The organism is Streptomyces sp. RP5T (assembly GCF_003933965.1).
Lineage (GTDB): Bacteria > Actinomycetota > Actinomycetes > Streptomycetales > Streptomycetaceae > Streptomyces.
Window position 1 is genome coordinate 1 of record NZ_RSAJ01000023.1, and the last position, 24,226, is coordinate 24,226.

The window sequence follows — 24,226 nt, forward strand, 5'->3', positions numbered from 1 at the left end:
CCCGCCCGCCCGCCCTGCACGACGAACTCACCGATCGACTGGGGGACTTCCCGCTCTTCCGGTTCTGGGGACCCGGCGCGGACATCGCGTCCTCGTGCTGGATCACCGACGCCGCCCGCCACATCCTGCGCGCCCACCGCCCCGACCTCAGCCTGGTCTACGTCCCGCACCTCGACTACGACCTCCAGCGGTACGGCCCGGACAGCCGGCAGGCGATCCGTGCCGCACGGCTGCTGGACCGCACCCTGGCTCCCCTGCTGGACGACGCCCGCCGCGCCGGAGCGACGACGGTCGCACTCAGCGAGTACGGCATCACCGAGGTCTCCCGTCCGGTGGACATCAACCGCGCCCTCAGGCGGGCGGGACTGCTCGCGGTCCACACCCAGGCCGGCATGGAGTACCTCGATCCGTGGACGTCCCGCGCGTTCGCCGTCGCCGACCACCAGGTCGCCCACGTGTACGTCGCCGACCCGGCGGACCTGCCCGCGGTACGCAAGGCGCTGGAGCCGCTGCCCGGTCTCGGCACCCTCCTGGAAGGCGCCGCCCGCGCGGAACACGGTCTCGACCATCCGCGCTCCGGCGAGCTGGTTGCCCTGGCGGAACCTGACGCCTGGTTCACGTACTACTACTGGCTGGACGACGAGCGTGCCCCGGACTTCGCCCGGGCGGTCGAGATCCACCGCAAACCCGGTTACGACCCGGCCGAGTTGCTCTTCGACCACACCGATCGCCTGGTGAAGCTGCGAGCGGCCGGTGCGCTGGCCCGCAAGCGTCTGGGGATGCGCTATCTGATGGACGTGGTGTCCCTCGACCCCTCTCGGGTGCGCGGCAGCCACGGGCTGCTGCCCGCCCACGCGGACGACGGACCTGTGCTGCTGTGCGACGCACCCGCGGCCCGCCGGAGCCGGATCGCCGCGACCGAGGTCAAGGAGCTGCTGCTGCACCTGGCAGGGCTGCGGCACGGCTCACCGGAGGCTCCAGTGCCAGCCCACCACTGAGCACGGCATGGTGGGTGGCGGTCAGTGCGGGGCCGGGGTCGACGCCCAGTTCCTCGGCGAGCAGCCGCCGGCCCTCCTGGTAGACGGCGAGCGCCTCCGCCTGCCGCTCGCACCGGTACAGCGCAGTCATCCACTGGGCCCGCAGCCGCTCGCGCAGCGGGAACCGGGCCACGAGACCGGTGAGTTCGGCGACCAGCTGCCGGTGCTCACCGAGGGCCAGTTCGGCTTCCAGGCGGCTCTCCAGGGCGGTCATCCGCGCCTCATCGAGCTGTGGGGTCTCGGCCGCCCGCAGCTGGTCGGTGACCCCACCCAGCGAAGGCCCTCGCCACAGGTCCAGGGCGGCGTGGAGCAACCTGGCGGCCACGTCGGGCCGGTTGTCACGCAGAGCCTGGTGACCGGCGCGGGACAACCGGTGGAACTCTGCCGCGTCGAACACCGCGTCCCGTATGCCAAGCCGGTACCCGGCAGGTTCGCGGACGAGTTCGACGGCGGTGCCGAGGCGCTGCCGCAGCCGTGAGACATATGTGTAGAGCTGGGCGCTCACCGTCGCCGGGGGCCGCTGCCCCCACAGAAGGGCGGTGAGGCGTTCGTCGGACAGGACATCTCCGCGGGCCAGCAGCAGCGCGGCCAGCAAGGTCCGCTGCTTTCGGCCCGGTATCGCGATCTCCCGGCCGTGGGTCCGGACGCGCAGCGGCCCGAGGATGCCGAATTCCACTCTTTCTCCCACCCGTTGATCGTGCGTGCCGGCACCGCGGGCGCCTGCCGTGCCGTGGCGATCGCACAGCGTAGGTCGCCTCTTGTCCCGGGAGCCCGGGACCTGCGACCCGACACCGTCCTGGGAGTGGGACGGGACCCGGGCCCCGGGACTCGGGGACCGGACCGTTCCTATCCTGGGGCCCGTCCATGCCCGCGCAGCGAGAGGCCGCCCATGTCTCAGGACCAGCGCCAGCACCCGCCCGCGGCGGCCGGCCACGCGGACGAGGCACGCCGGGTCAGACTCGCCGCACTGCGCGACCAGGACGCCCGACGTGCCCGTCGCACCAAGCGATGGCGCACCGTCGCCACCCTCGGCTCCGTACTGGCGGCGGCGGTGGCGGTCGTCGTCGTGGTGCTGAGTGTGCAGGGCGGTCCCGGGAAGGACACCCCCGCCGACTCCGGGATCGACCCCGGCAAGGCCAATGTCCGGGGGGAGAAGGTCTACGACGGACTGGAGCGCCTGCACGTCAAGGGTGAGGTCGCCTACCCCCGAACCCCGTGGCCCCCGGTCGGCGGCCGACACGACCCACGGTGGCAGAACGCCAACGGTGACGTCTACACACGGCCGTTGCGCGAGGAGAACGCCGTGCACGCGCTGGAACACGGTGCCGTGTGGGTGACGTACTCCCGCGCCCTTCCGGCGGCCGAGGTGGAGAAGCTGCGGGCCAAGGTCGAAGGTGTGCCGTACCGGATGATGAGCCCGCTGCCCGACCAGCCCGGTCGCGTGGAACTGACCGCCTGGGGCCATCAGCTGACCGTCGACTCGGCCGACGACCCGCGGGTCGACCAGTTCTTCGACGCCTACGTCCAGGGGCCGCAGGCACCCGAGGAAGGCGCTCCCGTCACCGGTGGAAAGGCCACCCCGTGACCGGTGAGGACCTCGCACGGGGCGTCGCACGGGGCCGCCTCACGGAGCTGCTCCTGCCGGTCGCGGCGGTCGCGCTGCTCGTCGCGGCCCTGCTGCTGACCACGCTGTCGGGCCGGGCCCCCGCCGGCGCCCCGGTGCCCGCCGAGGACTCGGTCGCGGTCGGGTTCAGCCGGGACATGGCCGTTCACCACCAGCAGGCGGTCGAGATGTCGCTGGCCGTCCTGCGCGCCGGGGCTTCGCCGCAGGTGCGGACCCTGGCGTACGACATCGCCAACACCCAGGCCACCCAGCGCGGGATGATGCTGGGCTGGCTCCAGTCGTGGGGGCGTACCGCGACCTCCGGCGGACAGGCCATGCGCTGGATGAACATGCCGGCGCCGAGTGCCGCGGACCGCCGCGCGGGCGTCCTCATGCCCGGCATGGCCGACCGTGCCGACATGGCACGCCTGTCCGCGGCACACGGCCGGCAGGCGGATCAGCTGTACCTGCGCCTGATGATCGACCATCACCGGGGCGGTGTGCACATGGCCGAGGCGGTCACCGCGGACGGCGACACCCCGCAGCCCGTCCTCCGCCTGGCCCAGGGCATGGTCCGGGGCCAGCGGGCGGAGATCGCTCTGATGGAGTCCCTGCTGACGGAACCGGGCGACGGCAACCCGTGAGCTAGAAGAAGCCCAGCTTCTTCGGCGAGTACGGCACCAGAAGATTCTTCGTCTCATGGTGGTGCACGCCCCGCATCTGGCGTGAGCAGCAGGAATGATGCCTGGTGCGGTCGTCGGCGCGGTGACCGGACCGTGAATGGTCCGGAGCTTGATCCTCGAACCCCCGCAGGCGGCCTGGGCAAAGTGCTGACGTGTTCCGGCGGTACAGGGCCGACCCCGCAGCGGTCCTCTTCCCGGGGTGTATCCGTGTTGTGCGGGGAATGGACCCGGCACCACTGGCATGTACGGGTCGCACCGGACGTCCCCTGAGGGCGCGGGCCTGCTGTGACTTCTCCCACCTGCTCTTGCCGGGGCGAGAAGCGCTTGCCTACGTTCGGTCCCATGTCCTCCCATGGCCGCGCCCTTCCAGGCGAACCGGACGAAACCGCCGCGGAAAGCAGGCCCGCGACGGACCGACCCGACCCGCTCCCGACGGTCGACCTGGACGTCGACCTGAGCTCACATGAACTGCTCCGGCGCGCTCATGTCCTGGACGCTCTCGGCCCCGACTGGGACCCCGTCGCCGCGCTGCGCGGCGAGGAAGCCGCGTATGAGCTCCTGTATTCCGGTCTCAGCGCGGAGCAGCAGCGTGTGTACGACGAACTGGTCTCGGCCGGCGTGCTGCCTCGGAGAGGGGGCAGCGATGCTGCCGCTTGACCCGCAGGCGGACATCGGGCGGCGCGCCTGGGTGGCCTGCCCGAACTGCGACGATCATCGCGGGTGCGCCACCTGCGAGCAGGGGCGCACCTGTTCCGAGCACTGGCGCTACCTGCTTTCCCACGTCGGCAGCCTGCTTCACCTGCAGTGCCGGTCCTGCACACACATCTGGGCACACGAGACCCACTTCGGTGCCACCCGCTCCCGGTGGGAGCGCATGACCAGCGGCCTGCGACGAATGTGAGCACTTACCGCGGCCGGCTCGGTGAGCCGGACCATCGGTGCCGCTGTCGGCGCAGCCGCCGGTCGTGGCCAGTGAGGCCGGACGGCGGATCGGCACCCGCTTTCGGATGATCCCACCGCCTGTCGTCGGGAACGGCAGGCCGCCCTGCCCGAGGATCGCGTCCGGCGGGCACCCCTGCCTGCCGTTCGTCCGTCTCGGAGGCAGCGGTGCACATCCTGCTCCTGGCCAGTGCGTTCAACAGCCTCACCCAGCGTGTCTTCGCCGAACTGCGCGACCGTGGCCACACCGTGGCGGTGGAACTGGCCCTGCCCGGCAGCTCGTTGCCCGAAACCGTGCGACGGCATGCACCGCAGCTCATCGTGGCGCCGATGCTGAAGACGGCGATTCCCGAGGAGGTATGGACAGGGCACACCTGCCTCATCGTCCATCCGGGGCCCGTGGGCGACCGTGGACCTTCCTCCCTGGACTGGGCGATTCACGAGGGCGTCGACCAGTGGGGCGTCACCGTCCTGCAGGCCGACGGGGAGATGGATGCCGGTGACGTGTGGGCCTGTGCACCGTGCCGGGTCCCACCGGTTCCCAAGAGCGAGCTGTACCGGGGTGAGATCGCCGACGCCGCGCTGACGGCCGTCCTGCTGGCGGTGGAGCGCTTCGCCGAGGGAACCCACGTACCACGCAAGCAGGACGTGGCTCCCGCGACCGACGCCGGTCTGCGCCCCCGCCCCTACCTCGACCAGAGCGTCCGGCGCATCGACTGGGCCGAGGACTCCACGCAGGACGTCCTGCGCAAGCTGAGAGCGGCGGACTCGCAGCCCGGTGTGCTGGACGTCCTGCTCGGCCGTGAGTGGTATCTGCACGGCGGTCATCCCGAGAGCGTGTTGCACGGCCGCCCGGGCGAGCTGCTGGCCACCAGGGCGGGGGCGGTGTGCCGGGCAACCAAGGACGGCGCCGTGTGGATCCCCGAGCTGCGGCCCCGGCGCGTGCCCGGGCAGCCGCCCACGTACAAACTGCCTGCCGTGCGGGCCCTGCGTGACCGGCTGCCACCCCTGCCCGATCACGCCCTGCCCCCGTTGCCCGAGGTGCGGCACGGTACCTGGACGGACATCCGCTACCGGGAGGACGGGCACGTCGGGTTCCTCTCGTTCTCCTTCCCCGGCGGCGCGATGAGCACGGAGCAGTGCCGGCGTCTGCTGGACGCCTACCGGGAAGCGTGCGAGCGGCCCACGTCCGTCCTGGTGCTGGGCGGCGAACGGGACTTCTTCTCCAACGGGATCCACCTGAACGTCATCGAGGCCGCGGACGACCCGGCTGCCGAGTCCTGGGCGAACATCAACGCCATCGACGATCTGGTCGAGGCGGTCCTGACGACGACCGGCCGACTGGTGGTCGCGGCGGTCGCGGGCAACGCCGCGGCGGGCGGGGTGATGCTCGCCCTGGCGGCCGACGAGGTGTGGTGCCGCTCGGGCGCCGTGCTGAACCCGCACTACCGCCTGATGGGTCTGTACGGCTCGGAGTACTGGACGCACACCCTGCCGCGCAGGGTGGGTCCGGCGATGGCGGAACGGCTCATGGGTGAGGCTCTCCCGGTGAGCTCGGCGGCCGCCCTGCGCCTCGGTCTCGTCGACCGGGTGGTCGACTGCGGTCCGGACGCGTTCGCGGGGGAGGTCGACGGCCTGGCGGCCCGGCTGGCGTCACTGCCGGCGACGGCGGCACGGATCACCGCGAAGAAGACGGAGCTGGACCGGCTTCAGAGCGTGACCCCGCTGGCCGGCTTCCGCGAGCGGGAGCTGGCCCGGATGCGCCGGACCTTCGACGACCCGGATGCCCCGTACCACGCGCTGCGTCGTTCCTTCGTCCACAAGGAGCGGCCGACGTGCACCCCGCCGCACCTCGGTCCCGCCCGGGTCGCGCAAACCGGTCCGACCCCCTCCATCGCGGATGTCACCGGAATGGCCCTGCATGGCGTCTCGTCGCAGCCGAACGGTTGATACGAAGAGAAGCGATGGTCGAAATCTGGGCTTTCATTCCTTACCTCCCCAGGAGGCGGTCCCATGACTGAGGCGACGCCGGACACGGTCGGCGCAGCGGACGCGAGCGACGCGGCCGCCGACGAGACACCCACGATCCACATTCTCTGGATCAACGCGGGCCTGAGCTGCGACGGTGACTCGGTCGCGCTGACGGCGGCCATGCAGCCCAGCATCGAGGAGATCGTGCTCGGTGTGCTGCCGGGCCTCCCGAAGATCGCCGTCCACTGGCCGCTCATCGACTTCGAGTGCGGTCCGGTCGGCGGCTCGGACACGTTCATCGAGTGGTTCTTCAAGGGGGAGCGGGGTGAGATCGACCCGTTCGTCCTGGTCGTCGAGGGCTCCATCCCGAACGAGGCGATCAAGCCCGAGGGCTATTGGTGCGGCTTCGGCGACAACCCGGAGACCGGCCAGCCGATCACGACCAGCGAGTGGATCGACCGGCTCGCCCCGAAGGCGTTGGCGGTCGTGGCCATCGGCACCTGCGCCACCTACGGCGGCATCCACGCCATGGCAGGCAACCCGACCGGCGCGATGGGCGTGCCCGACTACCTCGGCTGGGACTGGAAGTCCCATGCGGGCATCCCCATCGTGTGCGTCCCCGGCTGTCCGATCCAGCCCGACAACTTCTCCGAGACGCTCACCTACCTGCTCTACCAGGCGGCCGGCGCCGCCCCGATGATCCCCCTGGACGACAAGCTGCGCCCGACCTGGCTGTTCGGGGCCACCGTGCACGAGGGCTGCGACCGCGCGGGCTACTACGAGCAGGGCCAGTTCGCCCTGTCGTACGACTCGCCGACGTGCCTGGTCAAGCTCGGCTGCTGGGGTCCGGTCGTCAAGTGCAACGTGCCCAAGCGCGGCTGGATGAACGGGATCGGCGGCTGCCCCAACGTCGGTGGCATCTGCATCGCCTGCACCATGCCCGGCTTCCCCGACAAGTTCATGCCGTTCATGGACGAACCCCCCGGCGCCAAGGTGTCCAGCAACGCCAGCGGAGCGTACGGCGCCGTCGTCCGCAAGCTGCGGTCGATCACCGCGAGGACGGTGGACAGGGAGCCCAAGTGGCGCCGTACCGGAGACAAGATCACCACCGGATACCGACCGCCGTGGTGAGCATTCGCCGCAGTTGATCCGCTCCCCGCTTCGTGCACCCCCCACCCGAATCTCCCGCGCAACGAAGGGCACGGCACACAGATGGCACCGACGACGAAGGCGGCCGGCGACGGCAGCGGCCTGGTGGAGATGGCCTGGGACCCGATCACCCGGATCGTGGGCAGCCTGGGAATCCACACGAAGATCGACTTCAAGCAGAAGCGGGTCGCGGAGTGCTACAGCACGTCGTCGGTCTTCCGCGGCTACAGCGTCTTCATGCGCGGCAAGGACCCCCGCGACGCCCACTTCATCACCAGCCGCATCTGCGGCATCTGCGGCGACAACCACGCCACCTGCTCGGTGTACGCGCAGAACATGGCGTACGGCGTGAAGCCCCCGCACCTCGGCGAGTGGATCATCAACCTCGGTGAGTCCGCGGAGTACATGTTCGACCACAACATCTTCCAGGAGAACCTGGTCGGGGTCGACTACTGCGAGAAGATGGTCAAGGAGACCAACCCCGGCGTCCTCGAACTCGCCGAGCGCACCGAGGCCCCGCACGCCGCGGAGCACGGCTACCGCACGATCGCCGACATCATGCGCTCGCTCAACCCCCTGGAGGGCGAGTTCTACCGCGAGGCCCTCCAGGTCAGCCGCTACACGCGCGAGATGTTCTGCCTGATGGAGGGCCGCCATGTGCACCCCTCCACGCTCTACCCGGGCGGCGTCGGCACCATCGCCTCCGTGCAGCTCTTCACGGACTACCTCAGCCGGCTGATGCGCTACGTGGAGTTCATGAAGCGCGTCGTGCCCCTCCACGACGACCTGTTCGACTTCTTCTACGAGGCGCTGCCCGGGTACGAGGAAGTGGGCCGCCGACGTGTCCTGCTCGGCTGCTGGGGCGCGCTCAACGACCCCGAGTACTGCGACTTCACCTACGCCAACATGACCGACTGGGGCCGGCGCATGTTCGTCACCCCCGGTGTCATCGTCGACGGCAAGCTCGTCACCAACGACCTCACCGAGATCAACCTCGGCATCCGCATCCTGCTGGGCAGCTCCTACTACGAGGACTGGCAGGGCCAGGAGCAGTTCGTCACCCATGACCCGCTCGGCAACCCGGTGGACCCGCGCCATCCGTGGAACCAGCACACCATCCCCACCCCGCAGAAGCGGAACTTCGACGACAAGTACAGCTGGGTCATGTCCCCGCGCTGGTTCGACGGCAAGGACCACCTCGCCCTGGACACCGGTGGCGGCCCCATCGCCCGCCTGTGGTCGACCGCCCTGTCCGGTCTCGTCGACATCGGGTACGTCAAGGCCACCGGCCAGAGCGTGGTCATCAACCTGCCCCGCACCATGACCAAGCCGGAGACCACCTTCGAGTGGAAGATCCCGAAGTGGTCCAACGCGCTGGAGCGCAACCGCGCCCGCACGTACTTCCAGGCGTACTCCGCCGCCGTCGCCCTGCACTTCGCGGAGAAGGGACTGGCGGAGGTCCGCGCCGGACGCACCCAGACCTGGGAGAAGTTCGAGGTTCCGGACGAGAGCATCGGTGTCGGTTTCACCGAGGCGGTCCGCGGTGTCCTCTCCCACCACATGGTGATCCGGGACGGCAAGATCGCCAACTACCACCCGTACCCGCCGACTCCCTGGAACGCCAGCGTCCGGGACACCTACGGCACACCCGGTCCCTACGAGGACGCCGTACAGAACACGCCCATCTTCGAGGAGAACACCCCGGAGAACTTCAAGGGCATCGACATCATGCGCGCCGTCCGCAGCTTCGACCCCTGTCTGCCCTGTGGCGTCCACATGTACGTCGGGGGCGGCAAGACGGTGAAGTCGATGCACGTGCCCACCGGCCTGAGTGGACTGGGCGGATGAGCGCGGTCAACTCCGCGGAGCAGACCGGACGCCGTGTCGAGGAAATCCTCGGCAGGCTGGCCGAGAGCGGCGACACGGCCGCCGCCGCGGCCGCAGAGGAACTCGTCCGCTCTCTCATGGACTTCTACGGCGCCGGACTCGCCCGTATCCTCCACCTGCTTTCCGGCGCTCCCGGCGAAGCACTGGCACGCCTCCTGGGCGACGACCTGGTCGCGAGCCTGCTCGTCCTGCACGACCTGCACCCCGAGGACCGCGACACCCGCATCGCCCGCGCCCTCGACGGGGTCCGGGAACACACCCTGGAAGTGGTGGGCTTCGACGACGAGAGCGGCACTCTGACACTGCGGGCCCGGGAGGCCGACGGCTGCGGTTGCGGCTCCGGCACGGGTGCCCGGGAGGCCGCGGAGGCAGCGCTCGCCTGCTTCGCACCGGAGGTCAGAGCGGTCGACGTACAGACCGCCCCCGCGGGGCCGACGCTCCTCCAGATCGGCACCGCACCGACGGGGGCCCGATGACGGCGTCCCCGGCGACGCGCACGCCCGGCCTGCGGAGGTTCCTCACCGAGAGGCCTCCGCAGCCCGAACGGTGTGAGCTGTGCGCCGTGGCAGTGGAGGCGGGCCATCGTCATCTCGTCGACACCGAGAAGCGAGCCCTCGTCTGCGCCTGCGCCCCGTGCGCACTGCTGATGGAGCAGCCGGGCGCCGCCGCGGGCCGTTTCCGTACGGTCCCGGCCCGCTACCTCACCGACACCGGGCACCGCCTCGACGAGAGCGCGTGGGACGCGCTGCAGATCCCGGTCGGCGTCGCCTTCCTCTTCCGCAACGTGGCGCTCGACCGGCTGGTCGCCCTCTACCCGAGCCCGGCCGGAGCCACCGAGAGCGAACTCGACCCGGCCACCTGGACGGACATCCTCGGCGGCAGCCCCCTCGCCGAGCTGCTCGAACCCGACGTGGAGGCGCTGCTGCTGCGCCGCACCGACGGCCGCTTCGAGTGCCACCTCGTACCGATCGACATCTGCTACGAACTCGTCGGCCGTATGCGCCTGTTGTGGCAGGGCTTCGACGGTGGGGCCGAGGCCCGCGCCGCGCTGGACGCGTTCTTCGCGGACGTCGCGCGACGCGTCCGGCCCCTGGGCGAGGTGGGGCACCCGTGACCGCGTTCTCCTTCGCCTGCACCGGCGTTCGCGCCGACCAGTACGCCGCCGGACCGACCCTCGTCTTCCGGCTGCGCGTCACCGCCGCCGACAACGCCCGCGTGCACGCCCTCGCGTTGCGCTGCCAGATCCGCATCGAACCCGCCCGCCGCGGCTACCAGCCCGCCGAGGCGGACGGCCTCGCGGACCTCTTCGGCGAGCGCTCACGCTGGGGCAGCACGCTCCAGCCGGTGCAGTTCGCCCAGGTCTCGGTCATGGTGCCGAGCTTCACCGGAGAGATCGAGACCGACCTCGTCGTGCCCTGCACCTACGACATGGACATCGCCGCCACCCGCTACCTCACCGCCCTCACCGACGGCGAGGTCCCCCTGCTGATGCTCTTCTCCGGTACGGCGTTCACCGGAACCGGCGGCTTCCAGGTGGAGCCCGTCCCGTGGGACCGCGAGGCAGCCTTCCGGATGCCCGTCACCGCCTGGCGGGAGATGGTCGAGCAGCACTTCCCCGGCTGCGGCTGGATCCGGCTGCCCCGCGACACCATGGACGCCCTGCTCGCCTACCGCTCCCGGCACGCCCTGCCGTCCTGGGAGGCGACCGTCGCGGCGCTGCTGGAGGAGGGGGCCGGCCCGCCCGCGCACGACCCGCTGCGCGCCCTCACCGCCACCACCGGAAGGACCGATCCGTGACCGTGACCGCGTTCGCCCCCGAGACCGAGGAGCGCCTCGCTCTCGCCCGGCAGGTGGCCGACGCCGTCCTCTTCGAGGGCTATGTGCTCTACCCGTACCGCGCCTCGGCGGCCAAGAACCGGCTGCGCTGGCAGTTCGGTGTGCTCGTGCCGCCCGGCTGGGGCACCGAGTGCGAGGAGCACGACTTCCAGCACACCGAATGCCTGATGGAACCGAAGGCGGGCGCGACCCTCTCGGTCGAGGTGCGCTTCCTGCACGCCCGAAGGCGCACGGTGCAGCAGACCCGCCCGGACGGCGGCTTCGACACCGTGCCCGAACTCCGCCTCGACGACCGGGTGTTGGTGCCCTGGGACGAGGGAAGTGAGGAGCGCGTCGAGGTGGTCGCACCGGTGGACGAACTCCTCGGCGACGGCGTCACCCATCCTTTCCGGCTCCCCGCCCACGAGGACACCGAACCGGTCCTGGACGAGGCCGGACGCACCGTCGGCCGACTGGTCCGGCGGTGCGAGGAGATCAGTGGGACGGTACGGCTGTCCGCTCGCGAACTCGACGGCCCCTACCGGGTGTTGCGGCTGACCGCCGTCGTCGAGAACACCAGCGACTGGACACCGCCCGAGGGCCGCGGCGCGGACCGGGAGGCCGCGCTGCCGCGCTCCCTGGTGGCCACCCACCTCCTCATGGCCCTCAGCGCCGGATCATTCCTCTCGATGACCGATCCCCCCGAGTGGGCGAAGGGCGCCGTCGCCGCCTGCCGCAACCTGCACACCTGGCCCGTCCTCGCCGGCGAACCCGGCCGCGCCGACCTCGTGCTGTCCTCGCCGATCATCCTGGAGGACCACCCGGCCATCGCGCCGGAGAGCCCCGGCGCGCTCTACGACGCCCTCGAGATCGACGAGATCCTCGCGCTGCGCACCGCGGCCCTCACCGACGAGGAGAAGCGCGAGGCCCGGGGCACCGACGAGCGGGCGGCCGCCGTGATCGAACTGGCGGACTCGATGCCGCCCGAGGTTCTGGAGCGTCTGCACGGGGCGGTGCGCAGCCTGCGCGGCGTGACCGGTCCCGGCCCCGCCGCCCCGGACGGCGGCTTCCCCGACGAATACGGGGTGACGCGGCCGGACACCCCCTGGTGGGACCCCGCGAGCGACGCGGGCTTCGACCCGGCGCGGGACCGGGTGGTCGTGGACGGCCGGTCGGTGGGCCAGGGCAGCCGCGTCGAGCTGCACCCGGGTCTGCGCCGCACGGACGCGCAGGACATCTTCCTGCGGGGCCGCACCGCGAAGGTCGAAGCGGTGCTGCACGACGTGGACGGCGGGGTGCACCTGGCGGTCACCGTGGAGGGCGACCCGGGCGCCGACGTCCGCCGCGAGCAGGGACGGTTCCTGTACTTCCAGCCCGACGAGGTCACACCGCTGGAGGACGACGTATGAACCTTCCCCCACCGCCAGGTCCAAGGACGCTCGTGGCGGGCATCGGCAACGTCTTCCTCGGGGACGACGGCTTCGGGGTGGAGACCGCCCGCCGGCTCACCGAGCGCGACCTGCCCGGACACGTCGAGGTCGTGGACATCGGGGTGCGCGGGGTGCACCTCGCCTATCAGCTGCTGGACGGCTACGACACCCTCGTCCTCGTGGACGCCACGGCACGCGGCGAAGCCCCCGGCACGCTGTACGTGATCGAACACGACGTCGGCGGTGGGAGCCCTTCACCCGCCGCCCCCGCGCTGGACGGCCACCGGATGACCCCCGACACGGTCCTGGCGCTGCTGGGCACCCTGTGCGCCGGGACCGGCGGCGAGCCACCACGCCGCGTCCTGATTGTGGGTTGCGAACCGGCCTCGGTGGACGAGGGCATCGGTCTGAGCCCGCCGGTGTCCGACGCCGTACCGGAGGCCGTCCGGCTGATCGAAGAGCTGCTGCGGGACGGCGAGCCGCCCGTGGCGCAGGCCTCAACCGCTGAGGCTCAGACATGAGGAGAGACGGGATGAAGAAGATCGTCATCGGCGGAGCGGCCGTCGCCGCCATGGTCGCCGTCGTCGTCGAGGTGTTTCCCGACCTGAGGCGCTACCTGCGCATCAGACGGATGTGAATCGTGGCCGCCACCGGTGTGTCGCGCGGTTGCGTCGAACGGCGTACCCGCCTGCCGGCCACGGCGTGCCGGGCCGTGCGACCCGGCCGCGCCCGCCTCTAATGAAGGCCGAACGGAGGCAGCCGCGGACGGAAGGACGGAACCCATGCACGAGATGTCCATCGCGCTGGCCGTCGTCGACCAGGTGGAAGAGGCCGCCGCACGGGCCAACGACGTCACGGCGGTGCGATCGGTACGGCTCCAGGTGGGCGAACTGGCCGGCGTCGTACCCGACGCGCTCGCCTTCTCCTTCGGACTGGCCTGCGCCGGAACCCTGCTGGAAGGCGCCGAACTGATCACCGAAGCGGTGCCCGGGCGGGCCCGGTGCACGCCCTGCTCACACGAATGGGCCGTCGGCATGCCGCCCCGGCTGACCTGCCCCGCGTGCGGCGGTACGCGGACCGACCTGCTCGCTGGCCGGGAACTGCAGATCGTCGACGTGCACTGGGAGGACGGCCTCGGCCCCGCGCACACGCCCACCCGCGAACCGATCTCCGAGGAGTGCTGAACCATGTGCCGTGTCGTCGACCTGCGGCAGGCCGTACTCGCGAAGAACGACGCGAGCGCCCACGAACTGCGCGCGGACCTGGCGGCTCGGGGCATCGCGGTCGTCAACCTGCTGTCCAGTCCGGGCAGCGGCAAGACCGCGCTGCTGGAGCGCGAGCTGCTGCGGGCACGGGAGCGGGCCGTTCCCGTCGCGGCGCTGAGCGCCGATCTGGCCACCGAGAACGACGCGGCCCGGCTCGCGCGTTCGGGGGTCCCCGTCAAGCAGGTGCTCACCGACGGACTGTGTCATCTGGAGGCGGGGATGCTCGCCGGGCACCTGGACGGGTGGCTGCCCGACGACACCCGGCTGCTGTTCGTGGAGAACGTCGGCAACCTGGTCTGCCCGGCCTCCTACGACCTGGGGGAGACCCTGAGGGTCACCCTCGCCTCGGTGACGGAGGGCGAGGACAAGCCGCTCAAGTACCCCACCGCCTTCGGCCTCGCCCACCTCGTGGTGGTCACCAAGACCGACATCGCGGAGGCCGTCGAGTTCGACGAGGCGGCGTTCCGCGCGAACGTGGAGCAGGTCAACCCCGGAGTCGAGGTGATCCTGACGTCGGCACGCCGGGGGCAGGGAGTCGGCGCGCTGCTCGACCGGGCGCTGGCCGCCGTGGACGCCACGCCTGTCCACTCACCGGTGATGGCCCGGCAGCCTCATCACCACGGTCACCCGCACCCGCACCCGGAGGCCACCGGCACCATGGCCCACACCCACTCGTGAGCGGTCCGCAGGCTCCCGCCGCCGTCGCCGAGAACACTCCACGACGCCGCCGGGTCACCGTACGGGGAGTGGTACAGGGCGTGGGTTTCAGGCCCTACCTCTACGGCCTTGCCACCGAACTCGCCCTGGCCGGACACGTGACCAACACCCCGGAGGGCGTCGTTGCGGAGGTCGAGGGCAGTGCCTCGGCCGTGGCCCGGTTCTGCGACCTGATCGCCGCCCAGGCACCGCCGCTGGCCCGCGTGGATTCCGTCCACCACTGGGAGCTGCCTCCCGCCGGCGGCACCGCGTTCACCATCCTCACCTCGCGCACCGGTGGACCGGCCCGCACTCTGGTCTCCCCCGACTCCGCCACCTGTGCCGACTGCCTCGCCGAGTTGGCAGCCCCGGCGGACCGGCGTTACCGGCACCCGTTCGTCAACTGCACTCACTGCGGCCCGCGCTTCACGATCGTCACCGGCGTGCCGTACGACCGGGCGAACACCACCATGGCCGGCTTCGCGATGTGCGCCGACTGTGCCCGGGAGTACGAGGATCCGGCCGACCGCCGGTTCCACGCGCAGCCGATCGCCTGCCCGGCCTGCGGACCCCGTCTGCGGCTGGTCCTCGCCCAGGAGGCGCGGCTCGGGAATGTCGAGGGGGCGGACCCGGTCACCGAGGCCCGCGCGCTGCTGAAGCGGGGCGCGATCCTCGCCGTGAAGGGCCTGGGCGGATACCACCTGGCCTGCGATGCCATGAACCAGGAGGCGGTCTCCCTCCTGCGCCGGCGAAAGGCGCGCGGGGACAAGCCGTTCGCTGTCATGGCCAGGGCCGCGGACGACGTCCGTCACCTCGTCCGGCTGAGCCCGCAGGAGCGGAGCCTGCTCGAAGGCGGGGCCAGGCCGGTCGTCCTGATGAGGCGGCATCCGCACCCGTCGTACGCCCCCGGGGATCTCCGGCCCGCCGAAGCCGTGGCACCCGGCAGCCCCGACCTCGGCGTGATGCTGCCCTACACGCCCGTGCACCATCTGCTGCTCGGCCTGCCCGGCGACCCGGACGGCCCCGGGCTGCTCGTCATGACCAGCGGCAACCTGTCGGGTGAGCCGATCGTCACCGACGACAACGAGGCGCTGGAGCGACTGGCGCACCTGGCCGACGCCTGGCTCACGTACGACCGGCCGATCCACGTTCCGTGCGACGACTCCGTGGTCCGCGTCTGCGACGGGGAGCCACTGGTGATCCGCCGCTCGCGTGGCTACGCCCCGTTGCCGGTCTCCCTCCCGCTGCCCGTGCGGCCGGCCCTCGCCGTCGGCGGAGACCTGAAGAACGCCTTCTGTCTCGGGGCGGGCCGGCAGGCCTGGCTGTCGGCGCACATCGGCGACATGGACGACGTAGGCACACAGCGGGTCTTCGAGCGCGCGGTGGCGCAGTTGGAGTCCATCACCGGGGTGCGCCCCGAGACCCTGGTCTCCGACCGGCACCCTGGCTACCGCTCCGCCGGATGGGCCGACCGGAACGCGGCGCACCGGCCCGTCGTGCGCGTCCAGCACCATCACGCGCACATCGCCGCCGTCATGGCCGAGCACGGACTGGACGGCACAAGGCCGGTGATCGGCGTCGCCTTCGACGGCACCGGCCACGGCGACGACGGCGCCGTGTGGGGCGGGGAGTTCCTGCTCGCGGACTACGACCGCTGCACCCGGTTCGGACATCTCGCGTATGTGCCACTGCCCGGTGGTGACGCCGCGGTGCGCCGGCCTTACCGCATGGCGCTGGCCCATCTGAGGGCGGCCGGAATCGACTGGTCCGACGACCTCGCCTGTACGACTGCCTGCCCGACCGACGAACTCCACGTACTGGGAAGGCAGTTGGAGCGCGACGTGAACTGTGTCCCCACGTCGAGCATGGGCCGGCTCTTCGACGCGGTGTCCTCTCTCGCCGGGGTGTGCCACCTGGCGGGGTACGAGGCACAGGCCGCTGTCGAACTGGAAGGGGCGGCGCTGCACGCACCCGCCGACGACACCACCGCGTACGCCTTCGCGCTGCACGCGTCGGAGGGGAACCGGGACGGCGCCGTACGGGCCGATCCGGCACCCGTACTCGCGGCGATCGTCGCCGACCTGCGCGAGGGCGTCGAGCCGGCCCTCGTCGCCGCGCGCTTCCACCGGGGCGTGACCGGCCTGGTGCACCGGATGTGCGCGCGGGCGCGAGAGCGGCACGGGTTGGACACGGTCGCCCTGACGGGAGGCGTGTTCGCCAACACGCTGCTCTCCTCGGCCTGTGCCGCCGCCCTGCGCGAGGACGGCTTCACGGTCCTGCGGCACCACCTGGTGCCGCCCAACGACGGTGGCCTGGCGCTGGGCCAACTGATGGTGGCCGCCCGCGCCACTGCCACCGACTGAGCAAACGCGCGACCCACAGCGAGGAGAGGCTCATGTGTCTGGCGGTACCCGGCAGAGTGCTGGACATCGAGGAACGGGACGGTACCCGGATGGCCACCGTCGACTTCGGCGGCGTGGTCAAGGAGGTGTGCCTTGAGTATCTGCCCGACCTCCAGGTCGGCGAGTACGCCATCGTCCACGTCGGGTTCGCCCTGCAGCGGCTGGACGAGGAGTCGGCGCGGCAGACACTCGAACTCTTCGCCGAACTCGGCCTGCTGCAGGAGGAGTTCGGCGACCCCTGGGAAATGGCGGCGGCGGAGGCGGTCGGATCGGAACCGGTGGAAGAGGTGCGCAACAAGTGAAGTACATCGACGAGTTCCAGGACCCGGAGCTGGCACGCCGGCTCCTCGACGACATCCACGCCACGGTGACCAGGCCATGGGCCCTGATGGAGGTGTGCGGAGGGCAGACGCACAGCATCATCCGCCACGGCATCGACCAACTCCTGCCGGACAAGGTCGAGTTGATCCACGGACCCGGGTGTCCCGTGTGCGTGACACCGCTGGAGGTCATCGACAAGGCGCTGGAGATCGCCTCCCGACCGGAGGTGATCTTCTGTTCCTTCGGTGACATGCTGCGTGTGCCGGGCACCGGACGGGACCTGTTCCAGGTCCGCGGAGAGGGCGGTGACGTGCGCGTCGTCTACTCACCGCTCGACGCGCTGCGGATCGCCCAGCAGAACCCCGACCGCGAGGTGGTGTTCTTCGGGATCGGCTTCGAGACGACCGCACCCCCCAACGCCATGACGGTCCATCAGGCCCGGAAGCTGGGCATCCCGAACTTCAGCATGCTGGTGTCCCACGTCCGTGTCCCGCCCGCCATCGAGGCCATCATGTCCTCGCCGAGCTGCCGGGTGCAGGGCTTCCTCGCGGCCGGCCATGTCTGCAGCGTGATGGGCATGGGGGAGTACCCGGAACTGGCGGAGCGCTTCCGGGTGCCGATCGTCGTGACGGGCTTCGAGCCACTGGACATCCTCGAAGGCGTGCGCCGTACCGTCCAGCAGCTGGAACGCGGTGAGCACACCGTCGACAACGCCTACGCCCGTGCCGTTCGCGCGGAGGGCAACCCGGCAGCCCGGGCCATGCTGGAGGACGTCTTCGAGGTCACCGACCGCGCCTGGCGCGGCATCGGGGTGATCCCGCAGAGCGGCTGGCGGCTGGCACCGAAATACCGCGCCTACGACGCCGAGCACCGCTTCGCCGTCGAGGGCATCCGTACCCGGGAGCCGGCCGAGTGCCGCAGCGGAGAGGTCCTGCAGGGACTGCTCAAGCCGCACGAGTGCGAGGCCTTCGGCACTCTGTGCACGCCTCGGACGCCGCTGGGGGCCACCATGGTCTCCAGCGAGGGAGCCTGCGCCGCGTACTACCTCTACCGACGGCTGGACATGCCCGCCACCGAGGCCCAGGAGGCGACCCCCGTTGTCTGACACCACCGATCTCCCCGCCCCCGCCCTGGACGTCGAGGCGTGGACGTGTCCGGCGCCCCTGCGGGACCGGCCCCGGGTCGTCATGGGCCACGGCGGCGGCGGAGTGCTCTCCGCCGAACTGGTCCAGCAGATCTTCGCTCCCGCTTTCGGGGGCGAGGTGCTCGCCCAAATGGGTGACGCCGCCGTCCTCTCCCTGGGCGGTGCCCGGCTGGCGTTCTCCACCGACTCCTACGTGGTGCGGCCGCTGTTCTTCCCCGGCGGCAGCATCGGAGACCTGGCGGTCAACGGCACCGTCAACGACCTCGCCATGAGCGGCGCCCGCGCCGCCTACCTCTCCTGCGGATTCATCTTGGAGGAGGGCGTCGAGCTGGATGTGGTCACTCGGGTGTCCGAGGCTCTGGGGGCGGCCGCGCGCACCGCCGGTGTGGAGGTGGCCACCGGGGACACCAAGGTCGTGGAGGCCGGCCACGGCGACGGGATCTACATCAACACCGCGGGCATCGGTCTCGTCCCGGCGGGCGTCGATCTGCGCCCTCAGCGGGTCGTCCCCGGCGACGTCGTGATCGTCAGCGGCGCCATCGGCGTCCACGGGGTGGCGGTCATGAGCGTGCGCGAGGGACTGGAATTCGGAGTGGAGATCAAGAGCGACTGCGCGGCGCTAGGCGGCCTGGTCGACGCCATGCTCGCCGTCACACCGGATCTGCACGTCCTGCGCGACCCCACCCGGGGCGGCCTGGCCGCCTCGCTCAACGAGATCGCGCAGGCCTCCGGCACCGGGGTCGTCATCCAGGAACGCGATGTCCCGGTCCCGCCGGCCGTGGCCAACGCCTGCGCCATTCTCGGACTGGACCCCATGTACATCGCCAACGAGGGCAAGCTGGTGGCCTTCGCCCCGCGCGAGCACGCCGACGCCGTCCTCGGGGCGATGCGCGCCCATCCTCTGGGCGCGGACTCCGTGATCATCGGTGAGGCCGTGGAGGAGCATCCCGGCATGGTCGTGGCACGGACCGGCCTGGGCGGGACAAGGGTGGTCGATCTGCCGATCGGGGAGCAACTTCCGCGGATCTGCTGACAGGGGCGCCGTTCGCCGAGGACCTGCCGTCCGGGCCCGATCGGAGGGCTGATCCGGTCAGCGCCCGGACGACGGATCCTGCGGGTCCACGCCGGTCTTGGCGGCAGCGTCCTTCGTGCCGCTGGGGCGCTGGGAGCGGCCCTTGGGCCCGGTGTCGCGCCTGCCCTTCTCGTCCGCGTCGCCGTACTCCTCGCCGCTTGCGCTCGGGCTCTCGACCGCGTCACCGGGGACGGACTTCGTCTCCTCGGCGGACTTCGTCCGGCCCGGACCGCGCTTGCCGGCGTGCTCGGCGCGGAAGGAGCGTTCGGCGCTCGGGTTGTCCTGCCGGCGGGTCTCGTCCACGTCGGGTGACCAGCCGTGATGTTCTCAGATTCTTGGTCTGCTGGTAGTGCACGCTCACTGTCGCCTCTGACCTGAGGCAAGGGTGGAATCATTACTCCCTGATCCGGCCTGATCCAGACGAAAGCCTGTGCTAACCGGGCTTCGAGCCGTTCATCCGAGGGCCTTCACATGACGACGACGGCGTTCTTCCCGCCGTCGACGGCGAGTGTTGCTCCGTTGACGTAGGACGCCTGGGGGGAGACGGGAAAACGGATGACGTTCGCGACCTCTTCGGGGTCTCCGCCGCGTCCGGCGGGCAGCGAGGCGAGATAGGTGCCGAACATGTCACGGATGTCTTGGTCCACGCGGGTGAGGATGAACCCGTGATCAACGGAGTTGACCCTGACGCCCCGGGGACCGTACTCGGCGGTCCATGACTTGGTCATCATGGACAATGCCGCTCTTGATGCCTGGAAGGCGCAGGTGCCGGACGCGGCCGTGATGGTACTGAGGCTGCCCACGTTCATGATGGCCCCGTGGCCGCGTTCGGCCATCGTGGGGGCGAAGGCGGCAGTCAGGAGGAACGGTGCCTTGGCGTGCACGTTGAACGCGGTGTCGAACATGGCCTCCGGGGTGGCTTCGGTCGGTGCGAAGCTGCCGCCGCAGGCGTTGTGGACCAGGACGTCGAGCGGGCCGTCGATGGCCTCGCGCACCTGGCCGATGAGGGTGCGCACCGCTGAGGGGTCGGCCAGGTCGGCGACCAGGTCGATCGCACGGCCGCCCGAGGACTCGATGCTGCGGCGGCATCCGGCGGCCCGGCCCTTGTCGCGGCCGGTGACGATGAGTGCGTATCCGTCCCGGGCCAGGCCCAGCGCCGTCGCCCGGCCGATCCCGCTCGGCGAACCGGTCATCAGGGCCCACGACGTATCCGACGGAGAAGAGCCTGGACTGCTTACGTGAACTGACATTGTCGAGTCCCCTTACGTGGTCAAAAGGTCATGTGGGAGTCCGGGAGTCTCCTTCAACTGTCTGGACCTCCCGGCCTGACCCCGCACGGCACGCGCTCCGGTGACACGCCTCCACCACGACAACACGGGCGCGGCGCCCCGCCGGCTGCTTCGCCCGGGCGGATGCCGATGCCCGAACGGACCATCCCGTGGCGTGCCGCCGGTCGCCCGACACCTCTTACCGCTAGCTTGCTGCGCGCCGCCACCAAGCGGCACGGTTCCGGCACGGCCGGACGGTCCTGAGGAGAGGTCGGCATGGTCTTCCCGAACACCCGCCTGCTGGCGATGGGATCGGTCTGCGCGGTCGCCGCTTCGTGTCTCGTACTCGGCGCCGAGACCTCCCAGGCCGCCGGGCGGACGAGGACCACGACGGCGGCCCCCGTGCCGGGTCCGTCGAACGCCATCACCGACGTCCCCGGCATCCGGGTCGGTCAGGTGCAGTCCGTCCGCCCGCCCTACCTCACCGGATCGACCGTCGTCCACATGCCAAACAAGGCGATCGCCGGCGTCGACGTACGCGGCGGATCCCCCGGCACATGGACGACCGACACCCTGGACCCCGTCAACGCCAACCCCGGAGTCGACGCGATCGTCCTGACCGGTGGCAGCGACTGGGGCCTGGACGTCGGCGTCGGCGCGATGCATTGGCTGGAGGACCGGAAAGGGGTCTCGCTCCCCATCGTGCCGGGAGCGGTGATCTGGGACATCGGTCGAGGGGGCAGCGACCGGGCACGGCCGACCGCCTCCTGGGGATACCGGGCGATGGAGGCGGCCCAGGACGGCCCGGTGCGCCAGGGCACCGTGGGCGCCGGGACGGGAGCCCTCGCCGCGGCGAGCACCCTCAAAGGAGGCGTGGGGACGGCCAGCGTCACAATGGCCGACGGGACCGTCGTCGGGGCACTCGTCGTGGTCAATGCCCTCGGAAGCCCCGTGGACCCGAAGGACTGCACCCTGCTGGGAGCCGCACTGGGCATCGGCGACGAGTTCGCCGGACTGCGCAGGCCCTCCCGCGCGGAGTGTCGGCCGGCCCCGGGGACGCCACAGACCGGGGCGGACCGGGGCCGCAACACCACGATCGCGGTCGTCGCCACCAGCGCGGGGATGGACAACGCGGCGCTGACAAGGATGGCCGCCGCCGCCCAGGACGGACTGGCCCGGGCGCTCAACCCCTCGCACACCCTCTCCGACGGCGACACGATCTTCTCCGTATCCACCGGCACCGGCCGCCGCCTGTCGAACGACGAGCCGGACGACACAGGCGCCCTCACCCGGATCGGCTCTGCGGCGGCCGACACCCTCTCCAGGGCCGTCGCGCACGCGATGCTGGAGGCCACGTCCGTGCGGCAGTACAAGAGCTACTGCGACACCTACCCCTCGGCCTGCGCGCACCTGCGGCGGAAGCAGCCGTAGCAGCCGCGGGGGGACGCACCCGGCACCGGGACGCGGCCGCCTGGTACGGCACGGCACCCCCGGCCGCCGCTACCGCGCTCGTCCGGCACGGTCGGCCATACCGGCAAGACGCCCGATCACGCCGCCTGCGAGAGACAGGAGTTCCTGGCTCAGTGAGCGCCCGGCGGCGGCGAACTGGTCCGGGTGGAGGCCAGCGAAGGTGTTCCCGGACACGAGGACGGGCCGCCCTCAGACATGATCAGGCCGAAGCCGACCAGCGACAGCCCCAGGGCCCGCTGGGCACGCCGCACGAGCCGGGCGTGCTCCGGGGACCTGGGCGAACACGGTGCCAGCCAGTTCAGGATGGATCGGCAACCGCATCGCCTGGATGACCGACGGCGAGAACTGGCGCCGCGAGTGCGGACTTTCGCCGGGCGAACGCCAGTCGGGCAGGTGCCCCGGACGCCCGTATTCGCCAGCGACCAAACAGTGGGTACGCAGCGTGGAGTATCGCGTCACCGCGGAGTGTGACTTCCCGTGTCCGGTTGCCTGGAGCAGAACACAGCTTCCAGGCAACCGACTGCAGGCTCTAGAAGAAGCCAAGCTTCTGAGGGCTGTAAGAAACAAGGAGATTCTTCGTCTGCTGGTAGTGCTCCAGCATCATCTTGTGCGTCTCCCGCCCGATCCCCGACTGCTTGTACCCACCGAACGCGGCGTGCGCCGGGTACGCGTGGTAGCAGTTGGTCCACACGCGGCCCGCCTGGATCGCCCGCCCTGCCCGGTACGCGGTGTTCATGTCCCGGGTCCACACGCCCGCCCCGAGGCCGTACAGCGTGTCGTTGGCGATCTTCAGAGCGTCGTCGAAGTCGTCGAAGGACGTCACCGAGACGACGGGACCGAAGATCTCCTCCTGGAAGATCCGCATGCGGTTGTCGCCCTCGAAGATGGTCGGCTGGACGTAGTAGCCGCCCTTCAACTCGCCTTCGTGCTCGATGCGTTCACCACCGGTGAGGACCTTCGCGCCCTCCTGCCGGCCGACGTCCAGGTAGGAGAGGATCTTCTCCAGCTGGTCGTTGGAGGCCTGGGCGCCGATCATCGTGTCGGTGTCGAGGGGGTGGCCCGGCCGGATCAGCTCGGTGCGGGCGACGGCCGCCTCCAGGAACTCGGCGTAGTTGCCCCGCTGGATCAGCGCCCGCGACGGGCACGTGCAGACCTCGCCCTGGTTGAGGGCGAACATCGTGAACCCCTCGAGCGCCTTGTCCCGGAAGTCGTCGTCCCGCGCCCAGACGTCGTCGAAGAAGATGTTCGGCGACTTGCCGCCGAGTTCGAGGGTGACGGGCTTGATGTTCTCCGAGGCGTACTGCATGATCAGCCGCCCCGTGGTGGTCTCACCGGTGAACGCCACCTTCGCCACCCGCGGACTCGACGCGAGCGGCTTGCCCGCCTCCACCCCGAAGCCGTTGACGATGTTGACCACGCCCGGCGGCAGCAGGTCCGCGATCAGGCTCATCCAGTAGTGGATGGAGGCCGGGGTCTGCTCGGCCGGCTTGATGACGACCGCGTTGCCCGCCGCGAGGGCCGGGGCCAGCTTCCACACCGCCATCAGGATCGGGAAGTTCCACGGGATGATCTGTGCGACGACCCCGAGCGGCTCGTGGAAGTGGTACGCCACCGTGTCGTCGTCGATCTCGCCGAGCGAACCCTCCTGCGCACGGATCGCCCCCGCGAAGTACCGGAAGTGGTCGATGGCCAGGGGGATGTCGGCGGCCAGCGTCTCGCGCACCGGCTTGCCGTTCTCCCAGCTCTCCGCGACGGCGAGCTTCTCCAGGTTCGCCTCCATCCGGTCGGCGATCTTGAGGAGGATGTCGGAGCGCTCGGTCACCGAGGTGCGGCCCCAGCCGGGCGCGGCGGCGTGCGCGGCGTCCAGCGCCCGCTCCACGTCCTCGGCGGTGCCCCGCGCGACCTCGGTGAAGGGCTGCCCGGTCACCGGGGAGGGGTTCTCGAAGTACTGCCCGCGCGCCGGCGGCACGTACTCGCCACCGATGAAGTGGTCGTAGCGCGCCTGGTAGGAGACGATCGAGCCCTCGGTGCCGGGTGCCGCGTAACGGGTCATGCTGGCCAGCCTCCTTCAGCA

At 71.0% G+C, this 24,226-nt stretch carries 24 protein-coding genes; 20 read left to right on the plus strand and 4 right to left on the minus strand.

The features are described 5' to 3' along the window. On the plus strand, positions 1–998 hold a 998-nt coding region (locus EHS43_RS04445; protein ID WP_148104016.1), incomplete at its 5' end, for a nucleotide pyrophosphatase/phosphodiesterase family protein. On the opposite strand, the gene EHS43_RS04450 is transcribed toward EHS43_RS04445, so the two are convergent. Further along, entirely contained in the window at positions 925–1,725 is an 801-nt protein-coding gene (locus EHS43_RS04450) for an AfsR/SARP family transcriptional regulator (protein ID WP_260470381.1), read from the minus strand. The genes EHS43_RS04445 and EHS43_RS04450 overlap by 74 nt on opposite strands. A gap of 201 nt (positions 1,726–1,926) precedes the next feature. Between EHS43_RS04450 and EHS43_RS04455 the strand changes: the two genes are divergently transcribed. From EHS43_RS04455 to hypE, 18 genes are all read left to right on the plus strand, one after another. Continuing rightward, complete coding sequence (locus tag EHS43_RS04455) at positions 1,927–2,622, plus strand: DUF3105 domain-containing protein (protein WP_125189205.1); 696 nt, start codon at positions 1,927–1,929, stop codon at positions 2,620–2,622. Beyond that, the gene (locus EHS43_RS04460) at positions 2,619–3,284 is read left to right on the plus strand and encodes a DUF305 domain-containing protein (protein ID WP_125189206.1); all 666 of its coding nucleotides are present in this window, start codon (positions 2,619–2,621) and stop codon (positions 3,282–3,284) included. The genes EHS43_RS04455 and EHS43_RS04460 overlap by 4 nt, the downstream gene beginning before the upstream one ends. A 381-nt stretch (positions 3,285–3,665) precedes the next feature. Beyond that, positions 3,666–3,980, plus strand: a complete 315-nt coding sequence (locus EHS43_RS04465) for a DUF6400 family protein (protein WP_125189207.1) — start codon at positions 3,666–3,668, stop codon at positions 3,978–3,980. Next, complete coding sequence (locus tag EHS43_RS47405; RefSeq protein WP_125189208.1) at positions 3,967–4,224, plus strand: hypothetical protein; 258 nt, start codon at positions 3,967–3,969, stop codon at positions 4,222–4,224. The genes EHS43_RS04465 and EHS43_RS47405 overlap by 14 nt, the downstream gene beginning before the upstream one ends. A gap of 206 nt (positions 4,225–4,430) precedes the next feature. Then, the gene (locus EHS43_RS04475) at positions 4,431–6,212 is read left to right on the plus strand and encodes an enoyl-CoA hydratase-related protein (RefSeq protein WP_125189209.1); all 1,782 of its coding nucleotides are present in this window, start codon (positions 4,431–4,433) and stop codon (positions 6,210–6,212) included. Between the two features lie 63 nt (positions 6,213–6,275). After that, on the plus strand, positions 6,276–7,364 hold the full coding sequence (locus EHS43_RS04480; RefSeq protein ID WP_125189210.1) for a hydrogenase expression protein HypE: 1,089 nt from the start codon (positions 6,276–6,278) through the stop codon (positions 7,362–7,364). An 81-nt stretch (positions 7,365–7,445) separates the two neighbouring features. Then, complete coding sequence (locus EHS43_RS04485; RefSeq protein ID WP_125189211.1) at positions 7,446–9,230, plus strand: nickel-dependent hydrogenase large subunit; 1,785 nt, start codon at positions 7,446–7,448, stop codon at positions 9,228–9,230. Next, complete coding sequence (locus EHS43_RS04490; RefSeq protein ID WP_125189212.1) at positions 9,227–9,745, plus strand: hypothetical protein; 519 nt, start codon at positions 9,227–9,229, stop codon at positions 9,743–9,745. The genes EHS43_RS04485 and EHS43_RS04490 overlap by 4 nt, the downstream gene beginning before the upstream one ends. Beyond that, entirely contained in the window at positions 9,742–10,383 is a 642-nt protein-coding gene (locus tag EHS43_RS04495; RefSeq protein ID WP_125189213.1) for a DUF5947 family protein, read from the plus strand. The genes EHS43_RS04490 and EHS43_RS04495 overlap by 4 nt, the downstream gene beginning before the upstream one ends. Continuing rightward, the gene (locus tag EHS43_RS04500) at positions 10,380–11,066 is read left to right on the plus strand and encodes a DUF6084 family protein (RefSeq protein WP_125189214.1); all 687 of its coding nucleotides are present in this window, start codon (positions 10,380–10,382) and stop codon (positions 11,064–11,066) included. The genes EHS43_RS04495 and EHS43_RS04500 overlap by 4 nt, the downstream gene beginning before the upstream one ends. Beyond that, positions 11,063–12,493 carry a hypothetical protein gene (locus EHS43_RS04505; RefSeq protein WP_125189215.1) on the plus strand — a complete coding sequence of 477 codons (1,431 nt, stop codon included), beginning with the start codon at positions 11,063–11,065 and terminating at the stop codon, positions 12,491–12,493. The genes EHS43_RS04500 and EHS43_RS04505 overlap by 4 nt, the downstream gene beginning before the upstream one ends. After that, on the plus strand, positions 12,490–13,035 hold the full coding sequence (locus EHS43_RS04510; protein ID WP_125189216.1) for a hydrogenase maturation protease: 546 nt from the start codon (positions 12,490–12,492) through the stop codon (positions 13,033–13,035). Before EHS43_RS04505 ends, EHS43_RS04510 begins: the two co-directional genes overlap by 4 nt. A gap of 261 nt (positions 13,036–13,296) precedes the next feature. Continuing rightward, positions 13,297–13,698, plus strand: coding sequence for a hydrogenase maturation nickel metallochaperone HypA (locus tag EHS43_RS04515; protein WP_125189217.1), 402 nt, complete (start codon positions 13,297–13,299; stop codon positions 13,696–13,698). Between the two features lie 3 nt (positions 13,699–13,701). After that, positions 13,702–14,457, plus strand: a complete 756-nt coding sequence (gene hypB / locus EHS43_RS04520; protein WP_125189218.1) for a hydrogenase nickel incorporation protein HypB — start codon at positions 13,702–13,704, stop codon at positions 14,455–14,457. Next, a complete protein-coding gene (gene hypF, locus EHS43_RS04525) occupies positions 14,454–16,838 on the plus strand; it encodes a carbamoyltransferase HypF (protein ID WP_125189219.1) in 2,385 nt (794 codons plus the stop codon). The genes hypB and hypF overlap by 4 nt, the downstream gene beginning before the upstream one ends. 32 nt (positions 16,839–16,870) lie before the next feature. Then, a complete protein-coding gene (locus tag EHS43_RS04530; RefSeq protein WP_125189220.1) occupies positions 16,871–17,179 on the plus strand; it encodes a HypC/HybG/HupF family hydrogenase formation chaperone in 309 nt (102 codons plus the stop codon). Beyond that, positions 17,176–18,303, plus strand: a complete 1,128-nt coding sequence (hypD, locus tag EHS43_RS04535; RefSeq protein ID WP_125189221.1) for a hydrogenase formation protein HypD — start codon at positions 17,176–17,178, stop codon at positions 18,301–18,303. The genes EHS43_RS04530 and hypD overlap by 4 nt, the downstream gene beginning before the upstream one ends. After that, positions 18,296–19,375, plus strand: a complete 1,080-nt coding sequence (gene hypE / locus EHS43_RS04540) for a hydrogenase expression/formation protein HypE (RefSeq protein ID WP_125189222.1) — start codon at positions 18,296–18,298, stop codon at positions 19,373–19,375. The genes hypD and hypE overlap by 8 nt, the downstream gene beginning before the upstream one ends. Before the next feature lie 57 nt (positions 19,376–19,432). On the opposite strand, the gene EHS43_RS04545 is transcribed toward hypE, so the two are convergent. Then, positions 19,433–19,717 carry a hypothetical protein gene (locus EHS43_RS04545; RefSeq protein ID WP_125189223.1) on the minus strand — a complete coding sequence of 95 codons (285 nt, stop codon included), beginning with the start codon at positions 19,715–19,717 and terminating at the stop codon, positions 19,433–19,435. 164 nt (positions 19,718–19,881) lie between these two features. After that, the gene (locus EHS43_RS04550) at positions 19,882–20,607 is read right to left on the minus strand and encodes an SDR family NAD(P)-dependent oxidoreductase (protein ID WP_221740713.1); all 726 of its coding nucleotides are present in this window, start codon (positions 20,605–20,607) and stop codon (positions 19,882–19,884) included. Positions 20,608–20,958: 351 nt separating this feature from the next. On the opposite strand from EHS43_RS04550, the gene EHS43_RS04555 reads away from it, so the two are divergent. Continuing rightward, positions 20,959–22,113: a P1 family peptidase gene (locus EHS43_RS04555; protein ID WP_260470382.1), complete on the plus strand. Its 1,155-nt coding sequence runs from the start codon at positions 20,959–20,961 to the stop codon at positions 22,111–22,113. A gap of 568 nt (positions 22,114–22,681) precedes the next feature. Here the strand turns inward: EHS43_RS04555 and adh are convergent. Then, positions 22,682–24,205, minus strand: a complete 1,524-nt coding sequence (adh, locus tag EHS43_RS04560; protein ID WP_125189225.1) for an aldehyde dehydrogenase — start codon at positions 24,203–24,205, stop codon at positions 22,682–22,684. Positions 24,206–24,226: the final 21 nt, after the last annotated feature.